The sequence below is a fragment of the Nocardioides pacificus genome (assembly GCF_054775955.1).
On sequence record NZ_BAAHCI010000003.1, the window covers coordinates 121,764 to 145,661 of the forward strand.

General features: G+C 67.6%; 12 protein-coding genes and 2 pseudogenes. 7 read left to right on the forward strand and 7 right to left on the reverse strand.

The genetic code is table 11. From position 1 onward, the window contains the following. Positions 1 to 53 precede the first annotated feature (53 nt). The 3 genes and pseudogenes from ACYU7L_RS01060 (at position 54) to ACYU7L_RS01070 (ending at position 7,007) form a co-directional block, all read left to right on the forward strand. Positions 54 to 3,005: a helicase-related protein gene (locus ACYU7L_RS01060; protein ID WP_460793331.1), complete on the forward strand. Its 2,952-nt coding sequence runs from the start codon at positions 54 to 56 to the stop codon at positions 3,003 to 3,005. An 811-nt stretch (positions 3,006 to 3,816) separates the two neighbouring features. Continuing rightward, positions 3,817 to 5,062: pseudogene (locus tag ACYU7L_RS01065) on the forward strand (IS256 family transposase). An 82-nt stretch (positions 5,063 to 5,144) separates the two neighbouring features. Next, the gene (locus tag ACYU7L_RS01070; protein WP_460793332.1) at positions 5,145 to 7,007 is read left to right on the forward strand and encodes a hypothetical protein; all 1,863 of its coding nucleotides are present in this window, start codon (positions 5,145 to 5,147) and stop codon (positions 7,005 to 7,007) included. A 654-nt stretch (positions 7,008 to 7,661) separates the two neighbouring features. Here ACYU7L_RS01070 and ACYU7L_RS01075 read toward each other — a convergent pair. The 5 genes from ACYU7L_RS01075 to ACYU7L_RS01095 form a co-directional block, all read right to left on the reverse strand. Then, positions 7,662 to 9,131 carry an ADP-ribosylglycohydrolase family protein gene (locus tag ACYU7L_RS01075; protein WP_460793333.1) on the reverse strand — a complete coding sequence of 490 codons (1,470 nt, stop codon included), beginning with the start codon at positions 9,129 to 9,131 and terminating at the stop codon, positions 7,662 to 7,664. After that, positions 9,128 to 9,415 (reverse strand): hypothetical protein, encoded by a 288-nt coding sequence (locus tag ACYU7L_RS01080; RefSeq protein WP_460793334.1) that lies wholly within the window; start codon positions 9,413 to 9,415, stop codon positions 9,128 to 9,130. The genes ACYU7L_RS01075 and ACYU7L_RS01080 overlap by 4 nt, the downstream gene beginning before the upstream one ends. Before the next feature lie 11 nt (positions 9,416 to 9,426). Next, the gene (locus tag ACYU7L_RS01085) at positions 9,427 to 10,281 is read right to left on the reverse strand and encodes an ARPP-1 family domain-containing protein (RefSeq protein ID WP_460793335.1); all 855 of its coding nucleotides are present in this window, start codon (positions 10,279 to 10,281) and stop codon (positions 9,427 to 9,429) included. 71 nt (positions 10,282 to 10,352) lie between these two features. Continuing rightward, a complete protein-coding gene (locus ACYU7L_RS01090) occupies positions 10,353 to 11,063 on the reverse strand; it encodes a hypothetical protein (RefSeq protein ID WP_460793336.1) in 711 nt (236 codons plus the stop codon). An 89-nt stretch (positions 11,064 to 11,152) separates the two neighbouring features. Then, the gene (locus tag ACYU7L_RS01095) at positions 11,153 to 12,046 is read right to left on the reverse strand and encodes an HNH endonuclease (RefSeq protein WP_460793337.1); all 894 of its coding nucleotides are present in this window, start codon (positions 12,044 to 12,046) and stop codon (positions 11,153 to 11,155) included. 34 nt (positions 12,047 to 12,080) lie between these two features. On the opposite strand from ACYU7L_RS01095, the gene ACYU7L_RS01100 reads away from it, so the two are divergent. From ACYU7L_RS01100 to ACYU7L_RS01110, 3 genes and pseudogenes are all read left to right on the forward strand, one after another. Further along, a complete protein-coding gene (locus ACYU7L_RS01100; RefSeq protein ID WP_460793338.1) occupies positions 12,081 to 15,308 on the forward strand; it encodes a PD-(D/E)XK nuclease family protein in 3,228 nt (1,075 codons plus the stop codon). Further along, the gene (locus ACYU7L_RS01105; RefSeq protein WP_460793339.1) at positions 15,305 to 18,610 is read left to right on the forward strand and encodes a UvrD-helicase domain-containing protein; all 3,306 of its coding nucleotides are present in this window, start codon (positions 15,305 to 15,307) and stop codon (positions 18,608 to 18,610) included. The genes ACYU7L_RS01100 and ACYU7L_RS01105 overlap by 4 nt, the downstream gene beginning before the upstream one ends. A gap of 170 nt (positions 18,611 to 18,780) precedes the next feature. Then, a pseudogene (locus ACYU7L_RS01110) lies at positions 18,781 to 18,923 on the forward strand (IS30 family transposase); the annotation flags it as partial. Between the two features lie 96 nt (positions 18,924 to 19,019). On the opposite strand, the gene ACYU7L_RS01115 reads toward ACYU7L_RS01110, so the two are convergent. Together ACYU7L_RS01115 and ACYU7L_RS01120 are read right to left on the reverse strand one after the other, a co-directional pair. Further along, on the reverse strand, positions 19,020 to 20,534 hold the full coding sequence (locus ACYU7L_RS01115) for an SIR2 family NAD-dependent protein deacylase (RefSeq protein WP_460793340.1): 1,515 nt from the start codon (positions 20,532 to 20,534) through the stop codon (positions 19,020 to 19,022). Positions 20,535 to 20,915: 381 nt separating this feature from the next. After that, on the reverse strand, positions 20,916 to 23,006 hold the full coding sequence (locus ACYU7L_RS01120; RefSeq protein ID WP_460793341.1) for a DEAD/DEAH box helicase: 2,091 nt from the start codon (positions 23,004 to 23,006) through the stop codon (positions 20,916 to 20,918). A gap of 86 nt (positions 23,007 to 23,092) precedes the next feature. On the opposite strand from ACYU7L_RS01120, the gene ACYU7L_RS01125 reads away from it, so the two are divergent. Next, a complete protein-coding gene (locus ACYU7L_RS01125) occupies positions 23,093 to 23,818 on the forward strand; it encodes a hypothetical protein (protein ID WP_460793342.1) in 726 nt (241 codons plus the stop codon). The last annotated feature ends 80 nt before the right edge of the window (positions 23,819 to 23,898 follow it).

Below are 23,898 nucleotides of genomic sequence, written 5' to 3' on the forward strand. Positions count from 1 at the left end.
GCACGTTTATATCCTTCAAGTCCGACCGCCGCCGAAGAACGGAGCATGCTCACGTGAGCGATCCTCTCGCGCTACTGCTGCCGGGAACACGTGTCCATGGTTTGACGCGCAACGAGGTCGCCGAGATCGTTGAAGTCACACGGGTGGGTGCGGGGGCTTACATCCGCTATCGCGACGACCTCGGCCTCGTCGCATCGCGGATGCTGTCTGAGGCCGAGTTGTTCGAGCTGGCACCGGTCGCCTCGTCGGCGCCCACCCTCGACGCCGACATCGAGCATTTCCGACTGGCCATCGAGGCAGTGCGAATTCGACACGCACATATGCTCACGCCGCTCCTTGCTGTGTCCTCTTCGAACGTGGAGCCGCTTCCACATCAGGTGCAGGCCGTCTACGACCACTTGCTCCGCAACCATCCACAGAGGTTCTTGTTAGCGGACGACCCGGGTGCAGGCAAGACCGTGATGGCGGGCCTGTTCATCAAGGAAGCGATGGCCCGCGGCTGGGTTCATCGCTGCCTAATCGTTGTGCCCGGAAGCCTGGCGGAGCAGTGGCAGGACGAGCTGAGCGAAAAGTTCGGGCTGCGGTTCGTGGTCTTCGACCCGTCTCTAGTCAGGCGACACGCGGGTACAGAGGACCCACTGCGTCACCTGCCGCACCTGATCGTGCGGTTGGACCAGTTCGCGCGGAGTCAGCGCCTGATGGACCTCGTCGCCGGTTCGACGTACGACTTGGCGGTGGTCGACGAGGCGCACAAGCTGACTGCCCGCACGTGGGGGAACAAGCTCATCAAGTCCAAGCGCTTCGAGTTCGGCGAACGTCTGCGCGACCTGTGCCCCAACCTGCTGCTGATGACGGCAACGCCGCACAACGGCAAGGAAGCGGAATTCCAGCTGTTTCTGTCGCTGCTCCGCGAGGCCGGCCGGGAGGAGTACGTCACCGACGCGACGAGTGCCGGCTTGATGCGCCGCCTCGTCAAGGAACAGCTCGTCCATCTCGATGGCTCGCGGCTCTTCCCCGAGCGCCGCGCCAGCACCGTCGCCTACCGACTCTCCGGGCTCGAGCATGATCTCTATGAAGACGTTAGCGAGTACGTGCGCGAGGAGATGAACAAGGTCTCCGGCGACGACACCAAACGGACCGTCGGCTTCGCTTTGCTCGTCCTCCAGCGACGCTTGGCCTCCTCCCCCGAAGCGATCCTGCGCTCGTTGGCCCGCCGACGCGATCGTCTGCAGGGGGAAGCCCTTCGCGTCCGGGATGCTGACGACCGGCTCGCCGGCGCCCTCGCGGCGAGCCTGGGGCTCCAGTTGCCGGACGTCGACGAGCTAAGCCCGGCTGACGCGGAGATCTACGAGGACGACACCGCGTCGGTGGCGACGGCGGCCCGGACTCTTGAAGAGCTCGAAACCGAGATCGCCATACTCGAACGGCTCGTGGACAAGGCCGAAGGGGTGCGGAGCGCCCGCGTGGACGCCAAGTGGGAGGCCTTAGCCGGTCTGCTGACTAGCGCGCAGATGTATGACGAGCACGGCGACCGTCGCAAGATCATCATCTTCACCGAGCACCGCGACACCTTGGAGTACCTCGAAGAGCGGCTCTATGAGTTGCTGCCGCCCACCACCGGCATCGAGGTCATTCATGGGGCGATTAGCCGGCCGGATCGGCGGCTGGCCCAGATCCGTTTCAAACAGGAAGCCGCCAGCTCAATTCTGTTGGCCACCGACGCGGCCGGTGAGGGCGTGAACCTCCAGACTGCCCACCTGATGGTCAACTACGACATCCCATGGAACCCGAACCGGCTCGAGCAGCGCTTCGGACGGATTCACCGCATTGGTCAGCGGCAGATCTGTCACCTATGGAACCTCGTCGCGGTGGACACCCGCGAAGGCGACGTGTTCCGGACGCTCCTCGACAAGCTCGAGGTGCAGCGCGAGGCGTTGGGCGACCAGGTCTTTGACGTCCTGGGCCAGGTGTTGACGGACACGAGCCTGGGCCAGCTTCTCTCGCGGGCACTGGAGGGGGCGGACGCAGCCGAGATCGCGTCTGCACTCGGCAGGGTCTCCACCGACCTCGAGTCAGCCGTTCGCGAGCGGGCCGCCTCCGTCAGCACTCTGACGGCAGCCGAGCTGGCCGTCCTCAGGCGCGAGATGGAACTGGCGCGTGCTTCGAGCTTCCAACCTTCTGTGATCCGGGACTTCACCCTCACAGCCATGTCACGGCTCCGCGGAGACGTCGCGATCCGCGGCGACATGTGGCAGATCCGGCACGTGCCCGAACGGGTGCGCGACTCGCCCGGCGCAGGAGTCCTGCTGCGCTATGACTTGGTCACCTTTGAACCTCTCAACGGCGACTCCCCCACCCTCTCGCCGCCCGAACTGCTCTCCCCCGGCCACCCGCTCTTGTCGGCCCTCGTCGACATCGTGGATGCAGATTTCGGCGATGTGCTCACCCAAGGGGCACTGCTCGAGGATGACCGGGAGCACGACGATTACTCGCTCGTCACCCTGGAGTTCGACATCGCCGATGACTCCTTGGCCTCTCTTGTCACGATCAAGCTCAAGGCTGGCCATGAGCTCGAGATCGTCGACCCAGCCCTGTTCACCAGCCTGCCACCACACCACCCCACGCCCACGTTCGACGACTTTGAGGCGGCAGCCCAAGCTACTGCCAACGCTCTTGAAGCCGTCGCCCCACGGTCCGCGAAGGTCCGGGCAGTCGCTCACGTCCGTGGTGTCGCGTCACTCCACGTTGCGCAGTCCTGGCAAGCCGCGCGTCGGAGCCTTCGCGCCGAACTAGTCGCCCAAGGTGCAACCGAGAGTGAGCTAGTGGAGGCGCCGCCTGGCAAGGGATGGGACTTCATGGTCGGCACCGAAACGCTCACTTTCGTGTCTGCAGTTCCAGCCGGCCATGAGACACCTCGCCGGCGGGCCGAACTTCACGCCGCCGCAAATGTCGGAGCCATCTATCAAGTTCGTGTGATGACGGACCATTCCTGCACGGAGTCGTGACACCTGATTCCTGGTGGATTTCGAGGGGTGTCGCTAACAGGTTTGGCACGTCGGCCTCTGAGCGCCATCGGTGCGCCGCGCCGCCGAGTGCGGTCTCGGATCGGGAAGCTACCGATTCAATCGGTGGAGTGAGGGGTTCACCTCGTTTCCAAGCTGCGCTCGAGGGGGGGGCGACGAACTCGATGGCTACTTTGACGACGGCGTGGCCGCTGCTCGCCCTCGCGCTGGAGGTTGCCGCGCCCCTGCCAGTCCATCTCGCCACCGAAGGCGATCTAGTCGCCGTGGTTGCGCGGCGGATCCGTGGCCGGCTCACCGACCACCTCGGCACACCCTCCAAGTTGGTGAGCTCGAAGTTGAGGGGCTTCAGGTCCTCGTTCGCCTTCCAAGCGGCGTCCATCCGCGCATAGTCGCGTAGTTGTCGCGGTACCAGCGGCCCTGGGCCCCTGGGATCCAGTCTCGAGGACGAGCGCAGCCGGCGGGGTCGGTCCGTTGCACGCGGCCAGCGCGAGCGGTGCGACCAGCGCGGCCGCGGTGCGGCGCGCAGTGTCTTCATGATCGGCTCTCTTGTTTCAGGTGTGTTAGCTCTTGGGCCCAGCACCGTCCGTGGCAAATCCATCTCGCTGAACGCCATCGGAGACACCGCACCCGGGGAGGGGGTTGCCGGGAACGAAGTGCAGTGTCAGTTGAGTCCCCGATAGTGGTGTAGCGCGGTCGCCGAGATCGTCACCGGCGTGTACGGAAGACGTAGATGCGGCCACCGCGTGATCCTTCGAGTGAACCTCTCACAGCACCCTCGAACGGAGTCATCACGATGACCGCACCACACATTGTCGACCCTGCTGGCCTGCTGGGTGAAGCCCTCGCCGAGGCGAGTCCTGATCTGATGCGTCAGCTGCTGCAGACGATGATCAACGCGCTGTTGTCCGCCGACGCCGACGCGGTCGTGGGCGCCGAGTACGGCCGGCCCACCCCGGGCCGGGTCGCGCAGCGCAACGGCTACCGCCACCGCGACCTCGACACCCGCGTGGGGACCATCGACGTGGTGATCCCCAAGCTCCGGAAGGGCACCTACTTCCCCGAGTGGCTCCTCGAGCGCCGCAAGCGCTCAGAGGCGGCGTTGATCACGGTCGTGGCCGACTGCTACCTCGCCGGGGTGTCCACGCGTCGGATGGACAAGCTCGTCAAGACCCTCGGCATCGACTCGCTGTCGAAGTCACAGGTCTCACGGATGGCCGCCGACCTCGACGAGCACGTCGAGCAGTTCCGCCACCGCCCCCTCGACACAGCCGGGCCGTTCACCTTCGTGGCCGCTGACGCGCTCACGATGAAGGTCCGCGAAGGCGGTCGAGTGATCAACGCCGTCGTCTTGGTCGCGACCGGCGTCAACGGCGACGGGCACCGCGAGGTCCTCGGCATGCGCGTGGCCACCAGCGAGACCGGCGCGGCATGGTACGAGTTCATCGCCGACCTGGTCGCCCGTGGCCTGTCCGGCGTTCGGCTGGTCACCAGCGACGCCCACAAGGGTCTGGTCGAGGCAATCGCTGCGAACCTGCCTGGCGCGTCCTGGCAGCGCTGCCGCACCCACTACGCCGCGAACCTGATGTCGGTGACGCCGAAGTCGATGTGGCCGGCGGTGAAGGCGATGCTGCACTCGGTCTACGACCAACCCGACGCGCCCGCGGTGCGCGCCCAGTTCGACCGACTGCTGGACTACGTCGAGGAAACTGCCCGAGGTCCACGAGCACCTCGACACCGCCCGCGCGGACATCCTCGCCTTCACCGCGTTCCCTAAGGACGTGTGGACCCAGATCTGGTCCAACAATCCCGCCGAGCGGCTCAACCGCGAGATCCGGCGCCGCACCGACGCGGTGGGCATCTTCCCCACGCGCGAAGCCATTGTTCGACTCGTCGGCGCGGTACTGGCCGAGCAGACCGACGAATGGGCCGAGGGCCGCCGCTACCTCGGACTCGAAGTCCTGGCCCGCTGCCGCGTCAACATCGTGCCCACCACCCAACCCGAGATCGGAGCTGATGACCTGCCCGCACTGACCGCCTGACCAACCCAAGCGAAGGAACGCAGCGCTACACCACTACAAGGGACTTGACCGCAGTGTCGGGTCCGTATGTCACGATCCACCGGTGAACAACAGCCTCAACCCCGACGCCGCCGCAAGCTTCGGAACCCCAGGCCACATCGGATGGGTCCGGAACGTCTTGGACGAGAACGTCGCCAACCTTCGTGAAGGGTTCCCCCTCGGCGAACGGACGCGGTTCGCCGGCACCCGGATGACCTTGCTCGACGTGCTGCGCCGCGGCGGCGTGATCGCATCGCACTACCCCGGCCTCGACTGGACCCCGAAAGCGCTATCACCGGACGCGCCGGTCTACGTCCAGGGCGTCCTCCCTGCCGACCTCTGGGAGGACGCGATCGAGGTGCTCGCGTTCGAGAAGGTGATGGGTGAGGCGATCGTCGTCGGCTGCAAGTTCGGCGGCGAGATCGAGTTCGTCCTCGCCACCGATGCCGGAGGCCAGCTGCTTCTCGACGCGCTGAACTACGGCAGCACTCCCCCGCGGGTGGTCGGCCGCGGCTCCAAGCAGACGGTCGCTGCGCCATCAGCCCCGGAACCCGAAGCCCAGCCCGCACGGGAGGAGTCGCCTCGTCTGGCTGAGTCCGGGTACACCGACTGGTTCCTTGCCGAGCTCAACCGGCACGGGGTCCCGATGCTCGACACTCCGCCCGACGACTGGCCCGACGATCCGGACTTGGTGCCGGTCCCCGGGTTTTCCGCAACAAAGTTCATTGCCGAAGCGAAGGCGGCGAGAGCACCTGTGGTGCTCGACCGTCACGACGGCACCACTATCGACGAGGAGGACGGTAAGCCTGGACCGCCGATGCTCATGGCGGGCTTCCTCCACGAGGGCAAGGTGACCTACGTCGTCACGTGCGACGAAGGCGGGGTCGAGGTACGCGCGGAGGTCGCCGGAATCACAGTCGAGGACCAGGTTGCGCTCGAAGAGTTGCAGGAACGCCTTTACGGGAAGGTGAGGACCTTCGCTCACGCCGTGCGGGTCAGCAGCCCGGACTTCTTGGTCCATCCCGAGGAGGCGATGCGGGAGGAATGGGCGGCACGGACACCGGTCCTGCCGACCCAGGCGATGCTCGTAGAGGACGCGGCCCGCTACCGTTCCGCGATCGATGCGTACTACGGGCGGATCGGCCACTCCTATGACGACCGGTACACCGACTTCTCCAGCTCCGGCACGCCGGTCCCCCAACGGCTGCGGCCGATGGTTGACGCGATCGTCGGCGACCCGGACTACGGCCACCACCTGGACCCGGACGGCCGCGACCGGATCGCGCGGCGGCACGCAGGTCACCTGTCCGAGGATGAGTGCGAGGCGGTCGTCGGTGCTGCCTACTACACGTTCAAGTACACGATCGGGAAGGCGATCGGCTTCCACGCACTGCCGTGGGCAAGGCACCTGGCGGCCCACCCCGACGTGCGACCGGAGTGGCGCACCGCCGACCTGGAGCGATGGGTCGACAACCAGCTGGGCACCGGCGCGGATCCGCGCCTCGTTCAGGAGATCATCTGGGAGATCAGCCGCCTGCTTCGGCGTCGTGCCAGCGCGGCGCGGCTGCTCGCCCACGACCTCTACCAGCGCATTCACCCGTCCGTGCTGGACAGGGTCGGGTTCACCTCACGTCGCGAGGAGCGGCATGCGCTCCTGGTCGACACGCTGGCCGAGCTGCCCGAGGAGATCCGCCGACTGGCAGGCGACTACATCATCGACAAGGAACGCGTCGAGCGGACCAAGTCCCGCGAGCGACGGTACGCGACCGCCGGCCGGGCCCTACTGGCCTACGGGTTCACGCCGGCGGGCACGGCCAGCACGCTCAAGATCGGCTCTTCGGTGCTCAAACGTCTCCTCACCTCCCACCCAAAGGACATAAAGCTGAAACGCGACGACCCGCTCTGGGGACTGCTGCAAAATAGGTGACAATTGATCTGTGGTGCCAAGAGGTGCTGTTGGAAGGACGTTCACCGTGCCGAAGTTCTAGCACCTCGTCAATACGTTCGCGCTTTGCGAACTCAATACCAGATTGCACGCCTAGTAGATGACTCCTCGCCAGGTGCTGCCACAGCCATAGCAAACGTCCACCTCGAGTCGCTCTTCTGGCGGGGTGAGACGACGGCAGTATCGGCAGTATCGAAACCGTGCTCGGCGACGCTTGAGCAGCGCCGCGATGACAGGCCGGGCCGCGTCAACGAACTCAGGACCCATCCCGTTGACGGTGCGGCGGTCGCTGGACTCCCAGCGAAGGCCATGACTTCCGCCCCACGAGCCCACCGGGACACCCAGTTCCACTCCGTCATCCAGTGTCCGAAGGGTCAGCTGGTACGGCTCCCCGGACACGTGCCAAGGACCGAAGGCGCTCCCCCATTCCTCCGGCAGAGCATCTGAGTTTGCGCCCTCGTCTGGCAACGGCAACCATCCGGCTCCGAACGCGTCAACGAAATCCACAACCGGCACGGCGAGGGTCTGGGCCAAACGCTCAGTGATGCTCGGGTCCGGGGGCATCGGTCCCGCATCGTCGTCCATGTACTCATCCTTCTCTGTCGCTATTTGGCGTGGACCTGCACGAGTATCTGTCTACGTGGTCTGACCGGGCGAGGCTCCGGCCATCCTCTTCAGGGCCTCCACCAGGAACCGCTGCGGACGCGCCGAAGGCAGCACCGCCAGGACGGCGTCCAGCGACTCCTCCAGCGAGTGCCCATCAAGAACACCGACCCAGGCCGCGACCGTCGGCGTACGGCTGTGGCTCGCGACGCAGTGCAGGTACACCTTGCGCCCTTCGCTCCGCAGCCGAAGGGCAGTTCGCGCCGCGTCGTCGATGACGAAGTCCAGGTTGGGGTTGTCGTCGGCGACCGTGTCGAGGAGCCGTACGGCGTGGCTGTCGACGTGTTCGGGGATCTGCGCGGTGCCGATGCGGCAGAGGCTGACCACGGCGTCGATCTCCTCGGGCAGGTCGTCGAGCGCCAGGGCCCCGCCGATCCACACGCCGTCGACGAGCGGGTGGACCACGAAGGTGTCCTCGCCGCCGTAGCCGCGGTAGTCCATCCGCTCGCATTGCGGCCACTGGCTGCCACACGGCGCTCTCCCGCCGTGCACGGTGAGCGTGGCCATCGAGACCAGGGCGGCTGCGCCGCGGCGACCGGGGACGCCCCAGCCGTGCAGCGGAGCCTGCCACTCCTGGGGCACGGCGCTGGCTCCCCAGCGGGCCCCGAGCAGTGCCCCGGCGATGGCCGCGACGGTGTCGGTGTCGTGGCCGATCCCGATCGCGGTGGCCAGCGCCTGCTGGAGGTGTCGGCACGCCATGGTCTCCGGAACCGGGGTGTGGACGATCGCCGACCACGCGGCCTGGAGGGCTCCGACGACCCAGCCGTTCTCTGAGAAGCGCGACGGGTCCAACTCCTCGGCCTCCCGGAGGATCCCGGCCCACCGCTCAGCGTTCGGGAGGTGGGGCAGGACGTCGTCGGCGGTCGGCATCTCGCCCGTGAGGACGGCGTGGCGGATCATCAGGCACCACAGCGCGGCGCCCTCCCCAGCCAGCGAGTCGTGGTGGGTCAGCGCGGAGACCGCCATGGCGGCCTCGACCAAGGCCTCTGGGTCGTCGAGGTGGGCGAGCGCGACGGGTGCGGTCCGCATGAGCGACCCGTTGCCGGCGCTCCGGCCCGATCTCGCGTGCAGCTCGCTGGCCGCGGCCGTCATCTCGACCCCCGTCGGGGTCGGCCCGGCGGCCCACAGCACCTGGGAGGTCTGGATGCCGACGTCCGGTGGGTGGCCCGCGTACCAGTCCGCGAAGCCCTGGGCGATCGCATCGAGTGCCTCCTCGCTTCGCAGGTCGGCGCCGGTGGCGGCAACACGGGCGATGGCGACGGCCTGGGCGGTGTCATCGGTCCACTCCCCCGGCGCGAATCCACCGAGCCCACCGCCGATCATCGCCGGCCAGCCCTCATACGGCGCGGAGCCGAACTCGTAGCCGGCGCCAAGAGCGTCGCCCACCGCAGAGGCGAGAAGGGCCCCGCAGGCGCGGTCAGTCTGTGCACTGGTCAGCCTCATCGGGATTCCTCCCCAGTCACGGCGTTTCGGATGGTGGCGTACTGCTCGTCCGTCAGCTGATCGCTGAAGTACGCCGCTTCCACCTCGGTGAAGGTGTCGGAGGGGTCGTCGTCGAGTATCCCCACCATCTTCATGTGGATGATCTCGGACCGGGTCAGGCCCTCTACCTCAGCGGCCTTGCGGGCGCCGGCGGCAAGGACCAGGTGCGCGATCTCGGGCGCCACCTCCTCCGCCTGGCCCTCTCCGTCGCGGACCTGCCGCAACAACTCCTGCACGGTGCTCATGCTTTCCCCCTTCATCCCGCCACCAGCATCGGGTGGCGGACATTGGACATGCGGGTGTGGACGATGTCGTCCTGCCAACGCAGGACCGAGGCGTCGACGTACTGCGTCCGTCCCGAGTGCTCCATCCCCAGCCCAGCCGGACGCGGGACCACGAGGGGCGTGCGCCCGAAGCGGTCGATGAAGCGCCTCGCGCGACGGCCGGGCGTTGCCTCGACCGGTGCGTGCAGGGCGTCGAGAGCAGCGGCCTCGAGGATGGGCTGCAGTTGGCGACGGAGGCTGAGCTGATGGGAGAACACCTCAGCAACGTACGGCTGGCCACCGACACCGATCAGAACGCCGGACTGTCCCGGCAGGAGTCGGTAGTCGGACCAGTCGCTCCTGGTGGCGTCGGATTCGTCGAGACGCCGTACGAACGACCCGGTCGGGTTGTCGCTGCCGGCCGTGTGTCGGGCGACCCGGGTCCACACCTCGCCCTGGACGTCGACGTCGCCGCGGACCGCCTCACGGATGTACGGCGTCGCGCGCCGCCCACGGGTCTCCTGCCGACTTCCTCCCGACCAGCGTCCCTGCTCGACGCAGGCGACCTCGACAGGGATGCGTTGGTGGACGCCGATGAGCATGGGCCGGGTGGCCATCCGGTGCTGCCAGCCGCCCTCGAAGAGCTGACCCTCGAGGACCAGGGCGGGTCGGTCGCCGACGTTGCCAACCATCAGCGAGCCCACGTCGGGGCCGTCGTCCATCTCGGACACCTCGAGCTGCCGCGTCGAGAGCGTGTAGCGGCCGGGACCGCTGGTGGCGCTCCACAGGGGGAACACCGTCATGGCGCCGCGGGTGTGACCGCGGCCGATGTGCAGGTCCTGCATCATCACTTCTCCTTCTCCTCGATCCGTTCGGATCGACAAGGAGGACTGTGCCGAAGAGGGCCGATTTGGCCCGGTTACCCGGGTAACCCCTCGAGGAACCCCGGCGGCAGGTCGTCGAGGGTGATGGTGCGGGTCAGACGCACCAGGTAGTGGCCGAGGTGGTCGGTGTCGCGGAGGTCGAGCCACCGCTCCCGGTTGACCCGGTCCCGGGTCTTGATGATGACGTTCTTCACCGCCTGCTCGCTCTTGCCGAGCCGCTGGCTCGCAGATAGGGCGACGTTCGTCGGCTTGGGCTGCCGGGTCAGCAGGTGGAGGTAGGCGACGGCCAGCACCTGACGGTGCGCCTCCGGGATATCGACATGGCTGACGGCGTACGCAGTGCGCTGGCCCTCCTCGCGCGGTCCCGGCACGTCTTGCAGAACGTCGAGCCCTTCGGCCTCGCCAGCACCGATGACGACGTGGAGGTAGAGGTGGTCGTCGAGCTCCGGGAAGGACATCAGCGCGCGCCCGGGCTGCAGCGCCACCATCGCCCGTGACCCGAAGGTGTGCTTGCCGATGTAGCGGCTGGCCACCGTGGCCCTCGGCCGGCCGAGTTGCACGACCCACCCACGGTCGTAGGGGATGAAGCGGCATAGCCTGCTCGGCACCCACTTCTCCGGGATGTGCAGCCCCGCGGAGGGCATGCGGCCAGCCGAGGCGGGCTCCCACGGAGGCAGCGCCCATGTCCCGCGCACGACGTCCGCGATCTTGAGAGAGACCCTGCCCTCGAACAGACGCTCTTCCACACCGCTCACGCTAGGGGCGTCCCGTCCCGGCGCGCGGGTCTTGGCGTCTACGCTTCCCGGCCCTCCGCGTGAGCGGTACGGCGGCGCGACTACTCGTCACGCGAGTGGCCCAGTTGCTTGTTGATCCGGACGCGGTACTCCTCCGCGAGTGCCTTCACCGCAGCGCGGGCCTCCTCGAGCAGGGGGCGTACGCCTTCCCGGTCCTCGATCGGCCGGTAGCCATACCTGTCAGCGTGCCTCTGGACCGCGGCGATCCGTGCTTCTCCTTGCTCCGGGTCGTCGCGGAACTTCATGCGTAGGAAAGCGACGTAGTGCTGCTGGCTCTTCTTGGCGTTGCAGGCTGCGCAGGCAGGCACCAAGTTGCCCAGCCGGTGTTCTCCCTGGCGCACACGGCTGATCGGCACGGCGTGGTCCATCTCGGTCTTCCCGAGCAGACCGCAGTAGGCGCACCCCCCGGCGAAGTCCTCGACCTTGATCCGCTCCCAGTCGGCCTTGCTGAAGGTCTCGAACGACAGGCTGCCCAGGAGGTGGCGGACAAGAGCGTTTTGGACGGTCCCTATGGGAGTTGCCCGATACCGGGCTCCGCCCGGCGCGGTGCCCGTGGTTCCGGTCTTGTCGACCGTTTCCTGGGCCCACACGATGAAGTCCTCGTCCACGCCGAGCGGCTCGATGCCCTTCGCCACCAGGTAGGCGACGAAGTGCGCCGTGTGAAGGGGCGCTACCCACTCTGACGTGACCCAGAACCCCGCCCCTGAGAAGGGAGCCGACAATTTCGCGCTCCAATACTTGGCGGGCTTCTGGTTCGAGACCTTCGCCAGCAATACGGGGTAGCTTTGTCTGAAGGTCGCCAGGCAGTAGGCCTTGTCCTGCAGGTTGATCAGCTCCCCCGGCTCCCGGCGGCAAAGCTCGAGGATCTGCGGCAGGTGCCTGCGCACGAACTCGCCGATCGGCGCGGCCTGGTTCGGCTCTGGGATGACGGCCAAGAAAATTCTCCTCCTCAGGACATACGGTTGCCACATGGGGGACATGACGAAGTTTGTCGTCACACAGGTCGGACCGTCAGCAACCGAGGCGTTGAGTCGCATCGTCGCAGACCTGCAGCGCGACGACCCGCTGCGACCGGTGGATGTCGTCGTCCCCAGCGCCTTGGCGGGGGTGACGCTGCGCCGCACCCTGGCCGAGCCGGCGACTGCCAACGTGCGTTTCGGCTCCCTACCGCAGGTCGCCAACCGGCTGGCGCGGCGTGCCATGGCCCTGGCTCACCTGCGTCCGCTGACCGAGCCGGCCCGGGTGTTAGCGGCGCGACAGGCGGTCAGCCGTCAACCGCACCAACCCGGGTCACTGGCCGCAGCGGCCGCCCACCCCGCCACGGCCTCGCTGATCACCGCCCTGTTGGCAGAGCTAGACGAGGTCGACGCTCACGCGCGGCACGACGAGTTGGCCGGCACCGGCGCCAGGGCGGCCGAGGTTGCGGGGCTCCACGCCGACTTCCGCCAGGCGTGCGCAGGCCTGCAGACTCCTGCCGACATCGCCCGGCTCGCGGCGAAGGCGGTGCGCGAGGGGACGGCACCCGAAACCACCGTGGTCCTCTTCGTCCCCTCGCGCCTCTCCCCCGCCGAGCGAGGACTCGTCGAGGCACTCGCGCTGGCAGAGCGTCTAGTGTGCGTGCTCGCGGAGCCGAAGGAGTCAGGGCAGCACGACGACCTCGAGCGGTGGCTCACCGACCTCCTCGGCAGCCCCGAACGCCTGGACGCATCCAGGGATTCCCAGGAGATTATGCTGACCTTGGCCCCCGACGCGGAGGAGGAGGTCCGCGAGGCTGTGCGCCGTGTTCTGTCCTTCCTGACTGAGCACCCAGTCCGTCCAGAGCGGATCGCGATCGCCTACCGCTCGGCGACGCCGTACTCCCGTCTCCTCGACGAGCAGCTCACGGTGGCGGGTCTGCCGTTCCACGTGAGCGGCGGCAGGAAGCTGGTCGACTCGGTCGCCGGCCGGACCCTGGTACGGCTCCTTCAACTGCACCTCGACGACTACCCTCGCGCCGCCCTACTGAGCTGGGTAGCGGACGCCCCCATCGTGACCGCCGACGGCGCGCCCGTGCCTGTCGACCGGTGGGAGCGGATCTCGCGTAGCGCCGGGGTCAGCCGCGGGCTCGACACCTGGCGTCGTCGTCTGGACACCTACACCGCCGACGAGATCGCCAGGCGCGAAGAGCCCTCCCTGTCCCTCTCCCCGGAGGACCAGGAGGCCCGCCGCGCCCACCACGACCACCGCATCCAGGAGTGCCACGAACTCAAGGCCTTCGTCGACTCGGTGGCCGAGACGTGCGAGGCGGTGGCAGACGCGCCGTCCTGGGCGGACGTCGCCCGGGGGCTCCGCGACGCCGTGATTCGCTTCCTCGGCGATCCGCGCCGTGCGGACCGGTGGGTCGTGGACGACGAGGCACGCCGCTGGCGGCGCGTCGAACGCGCGGGGTACGACGGCGTACTCACGGCCATCGACCGGCTCACGCTGCTCGACGACGTCGCCGCCGGCAAGCCCTCCTTCGACACCGTCCTGGAGGCCGTGTCCAGAGAGCTGGACACCTCGCTCGCCGGTGGAACGACGCTCGGCCGCGGCATGGCGGTCACCCCCCTCGCCGACCTCGCGGGCGCCGACCTGGACCTGTTGGTCGTCCTGGGCATGACCGAAGACGCGTTTCCCCCGCGGGCTCGCGAGCATCCCGTCCTGGGAGACGAGGCCAGAAGGGCGATCCCCGGCCTGCTCACCACCACCGACCGTCGGGCAGCCGAGCGTGACGCCTTCCTCGCGGCGAAGGCCTCTGCCCACCGCGTGGTGCTCTCCGCGCCCCAGGCCGACGTACGCGCGCAGCGCGCTCTGCAGCCCTCGCCGTGGTTCATGGAGGAGGTCGCACGACGGGAGGGCCGACTGGTTACCTCACGTGAGCTGCCCACAATGGACCGTCCGTGGCTACGCCGGCACGACTCGTTCGAGCAGGCGCTGCGGAGAACGGGCGTGCCAGCCAGCACCCAGGAGCTGGACGTGCTGTTGGCGCTGACCGACCGCGGCCACGAGCTCGAGTCACATGACGACCGCTACGCCCGGTCGCGCGTCGCCGTACAGGAGCGGCGCGACGCGACGTACGGCGAATGGACCGGGCACGTGGCGGACCTCCCAGTCGCCGTCCGGGAAAGCGTCGACGCGAACCTCTCCGCCAGCACCCTCCAGACGTTTGCCACCTGCCCGCGCCGCTTCTGGCTGGACCGGATCCTTCGGGTCAGCCAGCTCGAGGACCCAGGCGACGAAGACACTCTTGATGCAATGCGGCGCGGGTCCCTGGTCCACACGGTCCTCGAGCGGTTCTTCGTCGAGTGCCTGCCCCAGGACGGGCCCCCGGCGCGACCGGGTCGGAGTCCGGACCAGCCGTGGACCGACGCGGACGTTGCAAGGGTCCATGCGCTCCTCGACGAGGAGGCGGCAACGTTGGAGGGACAGGGCGTCACCGGACGTCCGCTGCTGTGGGAGGCACACAAGGCGCAGCTGCGCCGACGGCTGACGCGGATCCTGCAGGTCGACAGCCGACAGCGGGCTGAGCGGGGAGCCACGCCGCTTGCGCTCGAGGCGGCCTTCGGCAAACACGACGAGCACCGAGGACGAGACGTGCCTCCACTCGAGCTCACCCTCCCTCGCTCAGGAAACATCAGCCTCGCCGGGTTTATCGACCGGGTCGACCAAGCCAAGAACGGCACCCTCGTGGTCACCGACTACAAGACAGGCGGCGGGTTCGGCTACGACGCCATCCCGACGGTGGGAGGCAAACCGTCCTCGGACCCGGACCTGGTCGACCGCGGACGCAAGCTGCAGCTGGTGCTCTACGGACTGGCGGCGCGACGCGAGTTCGGCGACCCAACCACACCGGTCGAGGGGTACTACTGGTTCGTCGAGCACGGTGACCTCCACCGCGGCGGTCCCGTGGACCCGACGGCCGAGCAGCGGTTGCTCGAGGTGCTCGACGTCAGCGTCGGTGCGATCCGGGCCGGCGTCTTCCCCGCCTATCCCGGCGCGGCGAGCTGGCAGGGTGGGTGGGAGAACTGCACCTATTGCCCCTTCCAGCGGGTCTGCCCCACCACGCGGGAGGAGCAGTGGCAGGCGGTGAAGCAGTCACCGCCGGTGCAGGAGTACGCCGCGATGGCGGACCCTGTGCCCGAAGCGGCGGCCGAGACGAGCAAGGAGTCCCAGTCGTGACCGAGCAGACGCAGCCCGAGGACCAACGTCCCCCGGAGGACCAGACCCAGCGTGACCTGATCCGGGACGCGCACGGCCGCACCCTCTTCGTGGAGGCCGGTGCCGGGACCGGAAAGACCACGGCACTCGTCCAGCGCGTCGTGCACATGGTGGCGACCGGTCACCTGCAGGAGATGTCGGCGCTCGCCGCCATCACCTTCACCGAGAACGCCGCTGCCGAGCTGCGCACCCGCATCCGCGAGGCGCTGGAGGAGGCGCTGGGCGACAACACGCCGTACGACGAGACCCAGCAGTCGCGATGCAGGACAGCGCTCGCCTCCCTGGACGAGGCGACGATCTCGACCTTGCACGGCTTCTCGGCCCGCATCCTCTCCGAGATGCCGCTCGAGGCGGGGCTGCCGCCGGGATTCTCCGTGAGCGACCCGATCACCGCCCAGATCGAGGGCGGTCGGGCCTGGGGCGACTTCGTCGATGACCTCCTCGATGACGTCGAGGTGCACGACCACGTGGTTGCTGGCCTGACGCTCGGTCTCACCCTCGGCCGGCTGCGTGCGACGGCTGCGGAGTTCTCGAGCCACTGGGACGAGCTGCTTGGCAAGCCGTTCGCCCACCGGTCGTTCCCCGACCTCGACGTCTCCCCCGTCCTCGACGGGCTCCACGAAGCGCTCGAATCGCTGAGCGACGCTCCCGACGACGACCGACTCACCACCTACCTGACCTCGTTCGTACAACCGCTCAGCGAGGAGCTCTCTGCGCTGACGGACCGGATCGACCTGATTGAAGCGATGCACCAGGCGAAGCAGCTGGACCGTCGGACGTTCCCCAGCAACAAGAAGACCTGGGAACAACACGGCGGCAAGGAGCGTGTGTCCGTCCCGCTAGAGCGGGCGCGGGACGCGCGAGCTGCCCTGCTCGCCCAAGTCAGCGGCGCGGTCACCGAGGCATTGTGCGCCCGACTCCAGGACTTCGTGCTCATGGAGGCAAAGCGGCGCCAGAGGGAGGGGCGACTGGAGTTCCACGACCTCCTGGTCCTAACCCGCGACGTCCTGCGAGGCAACGCCGAGGTGCGTAGCCGGATGCACGACCGATTCCGAGTGATCCTGGTCGACGAGTTCCAGGACACCGACCCCCTCCAAGTCGAGATCGTCTGTCTCATCGCTGGCGACTGCGGCGACAAGCCCCCAGCGGCTTGGGCGGACATCCCCGTGGCGGACGGGCGCCTCTTCTTCGTGGGCGACCCGAAGCAGTCGATCTACCGCTTCCGCCGTGCCGACGTACAGATCTACCAGCAGGTGGGCAAGCTCCACGCCGCGGGCGGCACCAGCCTGCAGGTCAACTTCCGGTCCGTGCCCGGCGTCGTCCGACCGGTAAACAAGCTCTTCGGCGCGCTGATGGACGTCGCCGAGGGACAAGTGACCTACGCCGACCTGAAGTGGCACCGGACGGAAGATGCCGGCGGGGGGCGCCCGGTCCGCCTCCTCGGCGGCCCACAGGCCGGCGCCAAGGCCGCCCAGCTCCGTGAGCAGGAGGCTGCCCACATCGCCGCGACGGTCAGCCGCGCCATGAGCGAGCAGTGGCTGGTGACTCGTAACAGGGGCGGCCAGCAAGCGCTCAGGTACGCCGATGTGGCAGTGCTGCTGCCGACCCGCACCTCGTTGCCGGCGTTGGAGGAGGCCTTAAAGCACGCGGAGATCCCGTACCGGGTGGAGAGCCGATCCCTCGTGTGGGGCACGGACGCGGTCCGCGACGTGGTCACGATCCTGCAGGCACTCGCGAACCCCGCCGACGAGGTGGCGATCGTCGCAGCCCTTCGACACCACGGGCTCGCCTGCTCCGACGACCACCTGACCGAGTGGGCGGCCGCCGGCGGCCGCTGGAGCTACCTCGCCCGGACCCCGGAGGGGTTCGCCACCGACCACCCGGTGGTCGAGGGGCTGGCGCAGCTCAGGCGGTGGCACGACCTGCGCTGGTGGGTCCCGGTCAACCAACTCGTCGACCGGGTGGTGCGTGAACTGCGCCTGGTCGAGTTGACCGCCGAGCTGCCACGCCCGCGCGACCACTGGCGTCGCTTGCGGTTCATCGTGGACCAGGCTCGTGCGTTCTGCGACGCGGGCGGCACCGGCCTGGCCGAGTTCGTGACTTGGGCGGCCAGTCAGATCGACTCCGAGGCCGACGTCTTGGAGACCGCTGTCCCCGAGCCGGACGACGACTCGGTGCGCATCCTTACCGTGCACGGTTCGAAAGGCCTGGAGTTCCCGCTGACGATCCTCGGGGGCCTCAGCGTCCCGCCCCGCTCGCTGACCGAGGTCGTGTGGGGCGGGAAACGACCCGAGGCACGCCTGAAGTCCGACGCCCTAGAGACAGACGGGTTCGCCACACGGAAGGCGGAGGAGAAGGATCGCGATCTGGCCGAGGCCATCCGGCTACTCTACGTCGCGATGACCCGCGCCCAAGACCATCTGGTGGTCAGCTGCTACCACAGCCCGCCGAAGGGCAAGGGCGCCTTGCTCTCGCATGCGCAGCTGGTCTGGGACCACCTAGGCCAGTCAGACCTGGTGACGGTGGAGTCAGAGGCACCGGAAGCCCCGTCCGACCCCGCGCCTTTGGTCCTGCCGCTGGCCGCGGCAGCGCCGGACGATCGCGACGCCGCCATGGAGACGCGCGAGGCCATGCTGACGGCTGTCCGGGCACGGGTCGCCGCAACGGCAACGTCGCTTGTAGCCGAGGCCCAGCAGACCGCCGCAGAAGGAACCGTCCCGCTCCCCCAGTCGGCGTCGGCTCCGCCCCTGGCACCAGGCAAGGGCGCGGCACTCGGGTCAGCGGTTCACGGCGTCCTCGAACTGGTGGATCTGGCCATGTCGAGCAAAGCGGAGGTGCAGGCGCTGGCCGACCTCCTGTGCGAGGAGCTGGGAATCCCCGACCTGGCCGGGGAGGTCCATGCCCGGGTAGAGCGGGCGCTGACCTCGAAGCAAGTGGCGGCCGCGGGAACCTCGGGCAGATTCTGGCGAGAGGTGTTCGTCGTCGCCCAGGACGGCGAACGCTACGTCGAAGGCTTCGTAGACTTGCTCGTCGAGGACGAGGACGGTCTACGCGTCGTCGACTACAAGACCGACCATGCCCGCACCGACGACGAGCGCGCCCTCAAGACGAAGCACTACCAGCCGCAGCTCCAGGCTTACGCCGCCGCGCTGAGCAGGGTGCCCGGCGTCGACGTACGACGAGGCTCCCTGCTCTTCGTCGGTCGCGACGACGCGGTGGACGGAGACGTGCCGCTGGCGGTCATGGAAGGACCTACCTCGTGAGCACCCGAACGAAGGAGTCTTCCGCCGCTGCGGGCGCGCGCTTCGAGTCCTCGGCTACGGCTAACGGGTTCGCTGCGTCGGCAATGGGTGGCGGGCGCACTGGTCGAGTCAGGTTGCCGCATGGAGTGACTCATGCCTGCATCAAGCATCCCCTTCCTTTCCCCAGGCCCGAGCGGGACACCGACCTCTCGAGCCACACCGCCGACCACCTCGCCCGTATCGCGGCAACCCTGAACAACCGTCCCCGCCCTACCCTGACCTACGGTCTCTAGCCCAAGCGCTGGCCGCGCGGCTGACAACCACGCCAGCAGCCTGCCCTTGCCTAGACCGAGGGATCTCGCCGATCGAGTTGTCTGGCAGATCGCATGGACGGCGTGTGAGGTTGTGTGCCGCAGGCTGCGCTGATCCCCTAACCGGGGAATCTGATGCGGTTGCCGGACGATGCGCCGAGCTCCTCAAGACGCCGCACCAGCGGCGTCCACTTGTTGCCCTCCCCGGCCGGGAGTCGGTGGTAGAGGTCCCGGACCGCCGCCGACAATTGCCGGTCCTCGTCGCAATCGAGCAATCCTTCGAATCTCTGGTCGAGCAGCCAGGAGGAGTCGCGAGCCGCGTGACCGGCCACCCGATCAAGAAAGAGCTCTTGCGCCCGTCGCCCTGGAAGACCTGCTTCCGCCGCGAGCTTCACCCAGTCCAGTTGCCCGGCCCAGAGCGCTTCTCGTATGTCGTCCCCGTCGGTGTCCAGGACGGTGCCGAAGGTGCGGTGCTCCCCCTTCTGGTGCTCCTCGCGATACGCCTGTACTTCGTGTGCCAGTCGGATCACGTTGTCGTCGGTCATCGACACTCCCACGGCGAGGAGTCGTTTCGTCAGGAGAAGGGATTGGAGCACCGCAGCGGACGGGCGGTTCGCCGCGTCGTACCGGACCATGTGCCTGCGAGTGAGGACAATCTGTTTGACGTGCTCGACGTCACCGTGGAGCTTGAGGATCCACCTGTCGGCGCCGTGGGCGGAGTTCCAGGGCATCACCGCTTGAATCTCTCTATCCGTGGCCCTCACCGCCTGCTCGTAGAGAGTGTCGTAGTTTGTGGTGACGACCTCGTGACAGTCCAGGCTGGCCAAGAGTGCGTGCAGCAGGGAGGGGCGAGAGATGCCGGTCACCATCGCCGCAACGCTTTGTTGGAAACCCTCCTTGTCCTTGCGCTCGATGAGTTCGGCTCGATCAATGGAACTCGGAACCTGCTTCGGGTCCGGGTAGGTGATGCCGATGTCTCGTTCGAGATGCTCTAGCAAGCCCTGCCATGACGGAAGTCCAGCCGCAGCCGAGGCCCCGGCCCCCATGAGGATCGCGAGCTGGCCATCCCGTGCCGCCGTGCCCAGTTCGCGGGCAAGGCTCTCGAGACGCGGTTGCAGCCTCTTAGTTAGCCGCCGCCTGGCGTATTGCGCGGCAGCGAAGACCGCCGGGTCCGGCGTGACGAGCACAACATCGATTCTCAACTCCCGAGAAGCTTGGGCGAGCCTCTCGACCAGCATGCGCAGGACAGTGCCGCGATCGCCCGCGTACCCCCCGCGACCGATGCCGATAACCGGGACAGCGACCAGCGGAAGCGCCCCAGACCCTCGCGTGGGTGGGTGGGCGTCACGGCGAAGCTCGATCCTCCGCAAAGCGCCGATGACTCGGTCGATCACCGCATCGTAGGGGTCCAGCCCATTGCCGATGCTTACGGCCCAGACGCGATCGGGTGCCGGCCTGATCCGGCCATAGCCACGCTCCGTCCAATGGGCCGGTAGGAGTGGCCGCTCGCCGACCAGGGGAGCCCATATCGGGTTGAAGTCATACGCTTGATCCACTGGCACCAGCGCCGCGTCGTGAATCACCGACTCGATTCGCCCATGGATGATGAAGAGGTGGCCTTCAGGCTCGATCATGTCGGTGAGTATGAGGCCAAATACCGGCCGGAAGCACTGCCCGGCCCTCCGCGTCACGTCGCAGGAGCGTCAGTTCGTCGACGCGTCGCTGCGCGTTCCTCGTCAATCGCGGCAGCATCCCCCGAGTGGTGGCCTGCGAGGCCAGGAAGTCCTATCGTCTGGTCATGGCCACGTGGATCTGCGACTACTGCGGAGAAAGCGGTCAGGTGCCGCAGGGCCAGACCTCGGATCAGATCAACTGCCCTGTCTGCGGAGAGCCGGTTCTCCCTGGCCCCCGGTGATCGCGGGCATTTTGGCGCAGTGCCGCCGGTGCCACACCGACGCGCATTCGCTCACAATCGGAGACTCCGTGACTCCTCCCAGTCCCGGTGTGTCGGACGCTTACACAGCCAGATCGTTCGCGGTCCACCCCGGCTCGAGCGTGAGCTTGCGTGATGCGACTTCTCCAACTAGGTCAAAGAAGCCCTCGTGCACTCCGCTTGACGGGTCCTCGACGGTGTCGTGCGCGTAGAGAATCACGAAGTCCACGGGCCGGCCGTCGTCCTTGCGCCGGATGACGCGACCGAGTCGCTGCACCATCTGTCGGCGCGATCTGCTGGCAGTCATGACGACACCGAGATCGACCGTCGGTACGTCAATGCCTTCGTCGAGCAGCTTTGGTGCGGCCAGCGCCTGCAACGCACCAGTCGACAGATCGTCGAGAGATCCGCGGCGCTCCTTGTCGTTCATATCGCTGTGCAGTGCCGAGGCGGGCACCCCCCACTCGCGAAGCACTAGCGCCGCGTTCTCCGCCACTTCCTTGGACTGGGTGAAGATGACGGTGCCTTGGCTTTGGCCGATCATCTCTGAGAGCTCCTCGATGGCGTCGAGCTTCCCACTCACGGCGGCGAGAAGCTGACGGCGCTTCCGCATGGCCGTTTCCGCCATCCGCGCCGCCTTGCCGATCTCACCACCTGCTCCGCGAAGCCGACCGAGTTCCATGGAGATGCTGCTGCCCGCGCCCTTGAGCGCACCGCTGCCGCGCAACACCTTCATGCCGTTCGAGATCTGACGCGACAAGCCGTCGTACTCAGCTTGCTCGTCGTCCGAGAGACTCACGGGTGCCATGACCAGGCGGAACGGGGCCACGACTCCCTCCCGGATGGCACGATCGAAGGTGACCTGCATGATGCTGCCCCCGACATAGGGGGCCAGCACTGCCTCGACGGCGTCGTCGCCTGACCTCTCGAGCGTCGCCGTTAGTCCCAGCCGTCGCCGGTAGTTCGCCCTCAACGCGTACTGGAACTGTTCCGAGCCGTAGCGGTGCACTTCGTCAGCCACCAGCAGGCTGTCAGGAGAGAGCGCGCTCAGGTCGTGCCGGAGAGCGGAGTTCACCACTGCGATGGTCACATCGGCGGTCTGCGGGTCACCAGAACTGTGGCCGCCGAGCCGTGCGACTCGAAGGTGCGGGAGGAAGGTCTGAAAGCGGGCTGCCCACTGGTCCTGCAGGTCTACCGACGGCACGAGAACCGTGCTCCGCTCACCGCCGCGTACCGCTTGAGCGACCGCTTCGAGCCCTAGGTGCGTCTTCCCAGTTCCCGTGACGGCTTCGACGATCCCGTGGCACCCGTTGTCGTACCAAGCGCGGATGGCTTCGCGTTGCCAAGCCATCAGACCGAGCAACAGGTCGGGCACCGGTCGGGGCCCCTCGGAGGCGCCAACGTGGGTGACCTTGCGTTCAGGCGCTTCTGCGACCCCGACCAGGTCGCGGTAGACGTCCCTGCCGTCGCCGGTCCGCACAGCCTTCACGGGGGCTGCCGGTAGCCCACTCGCTGAAGGGGCGGCGGCCTCGCGCGCGACGGCAGCGGTGGTCGCGACACGCCATCTCGGAACAGTCGCCCCGTCGCTCACAAAGGAGGTCCTGTCGCCATACATGAGCGAGTTGACCTCGGTCTTGCCGGCCGAACGGCCGCGACGACCCAGCTCGTAGGCGATCTCACGGGCGGTCGATCCCGGGGCCTCCCTAAGAGCGGCGATCACAGCTGCCCTGAGGCTTCCGTCAGTCGAAGCCGCGTTTGCGGACGCGACCCCCATACGACCGAGGTAGACGAGCCGGTTCTCGACGGGGGTCACGGCGTCACCGCGCTCGTCGACGAAGACGCGTCCGCCACCCGGCCTGATCGCGAGGAACGCCTTGACCGTCGCTTCGGCTGCCTGCTTTCCCACCAGGTCAGCCAGGTTCACACGATCGGTGAGGCTAGCCAGGGAACCGGTAGCCGCGCTGAGACGCCAACGGGCTGCACCCTTGGTGCGGGGCCACGTGGATCCAGGGGCAACCGGAGCCATTGCCAAGACGATGCCCGAGTCCGAGACGATGCCGGGGGCTGCTGAGCCCACCGGACCCGAACCGTTCGTCAGGTCACCCGCGGGCATGGACCCCACGAGTGCAATGAGCGTTTCCAGTTCGGTCTCCAGGCCGATCGATTCCCCCATTCATTCAGGGTAGGAATTCTGGACAGCCAAGGTAGGAATTCCAGCGGTTGTTCGTTGTGGAACTGGAAGGCGCACAGGGGGATTCGGTGAGTTCACAGCAGGTCGATGTCGAGGTCTTCAATGCCGATCGCCAGGTCGACGGTCCGCTGCGCCGTCCGGTGCGGCTACTGCCGACTGGTGATGCGGGGGTTGTGTATGGCGGGGAGGTGTACCCGCTCTACCGCGGCAATCGCATCGACATCACGGCGCCGTGCTACGACAAGTACGACTGTGCCAGCTTTGTCGCCGACGGCGAGCTGATCCCCTTCGCCGCCACGCCGACCCCCAGTACGCGAGGGGTGAGACCGGCCCCGGTGCCACTCCCCGAGGGCGACTGGAACCTCGAGACCAACCGGTTCGGTCACTACGTCGTCTTCAACGCAGACGAATCCACGGCCGAACACGTCGTGGATCGCCTTGACGCGGGTCCATTGGGAGTACGGCGTTGGGACGCGAGCCACCGCCCTGCGAGCGACGGTCGCCACTACGACTGGTTCGTCCGCCTCGCATTCAAGGGCGAACGTGACGAGTGCCTGCGACAAGTCAGGTCCCACCTGAGCCACAGCGGGACACCACCGGCACAACCCTTGGAGCTTGACGGGGTGCCAAGCAACCTCCGCACCGCGGTGCTCAGCGCGCTGCAGAAGGCGCTGGCTGTCGCTCGAGAGAACTCAACGCTGAAGCAAGAGCGCGACAGGCTCAAAGCCGACCTCGCGCAGGTCCGGGCCGAGACCAACAAGATCCGCATGGGGGACTGCTGCACGGATAGGTGACATCTGATCTGTGGTGCCGAGAGGTGCTGCTGGAAGGATGTGCACTGTGCCGAAGCCGTACCCCAAGGAGTTCCGCGACG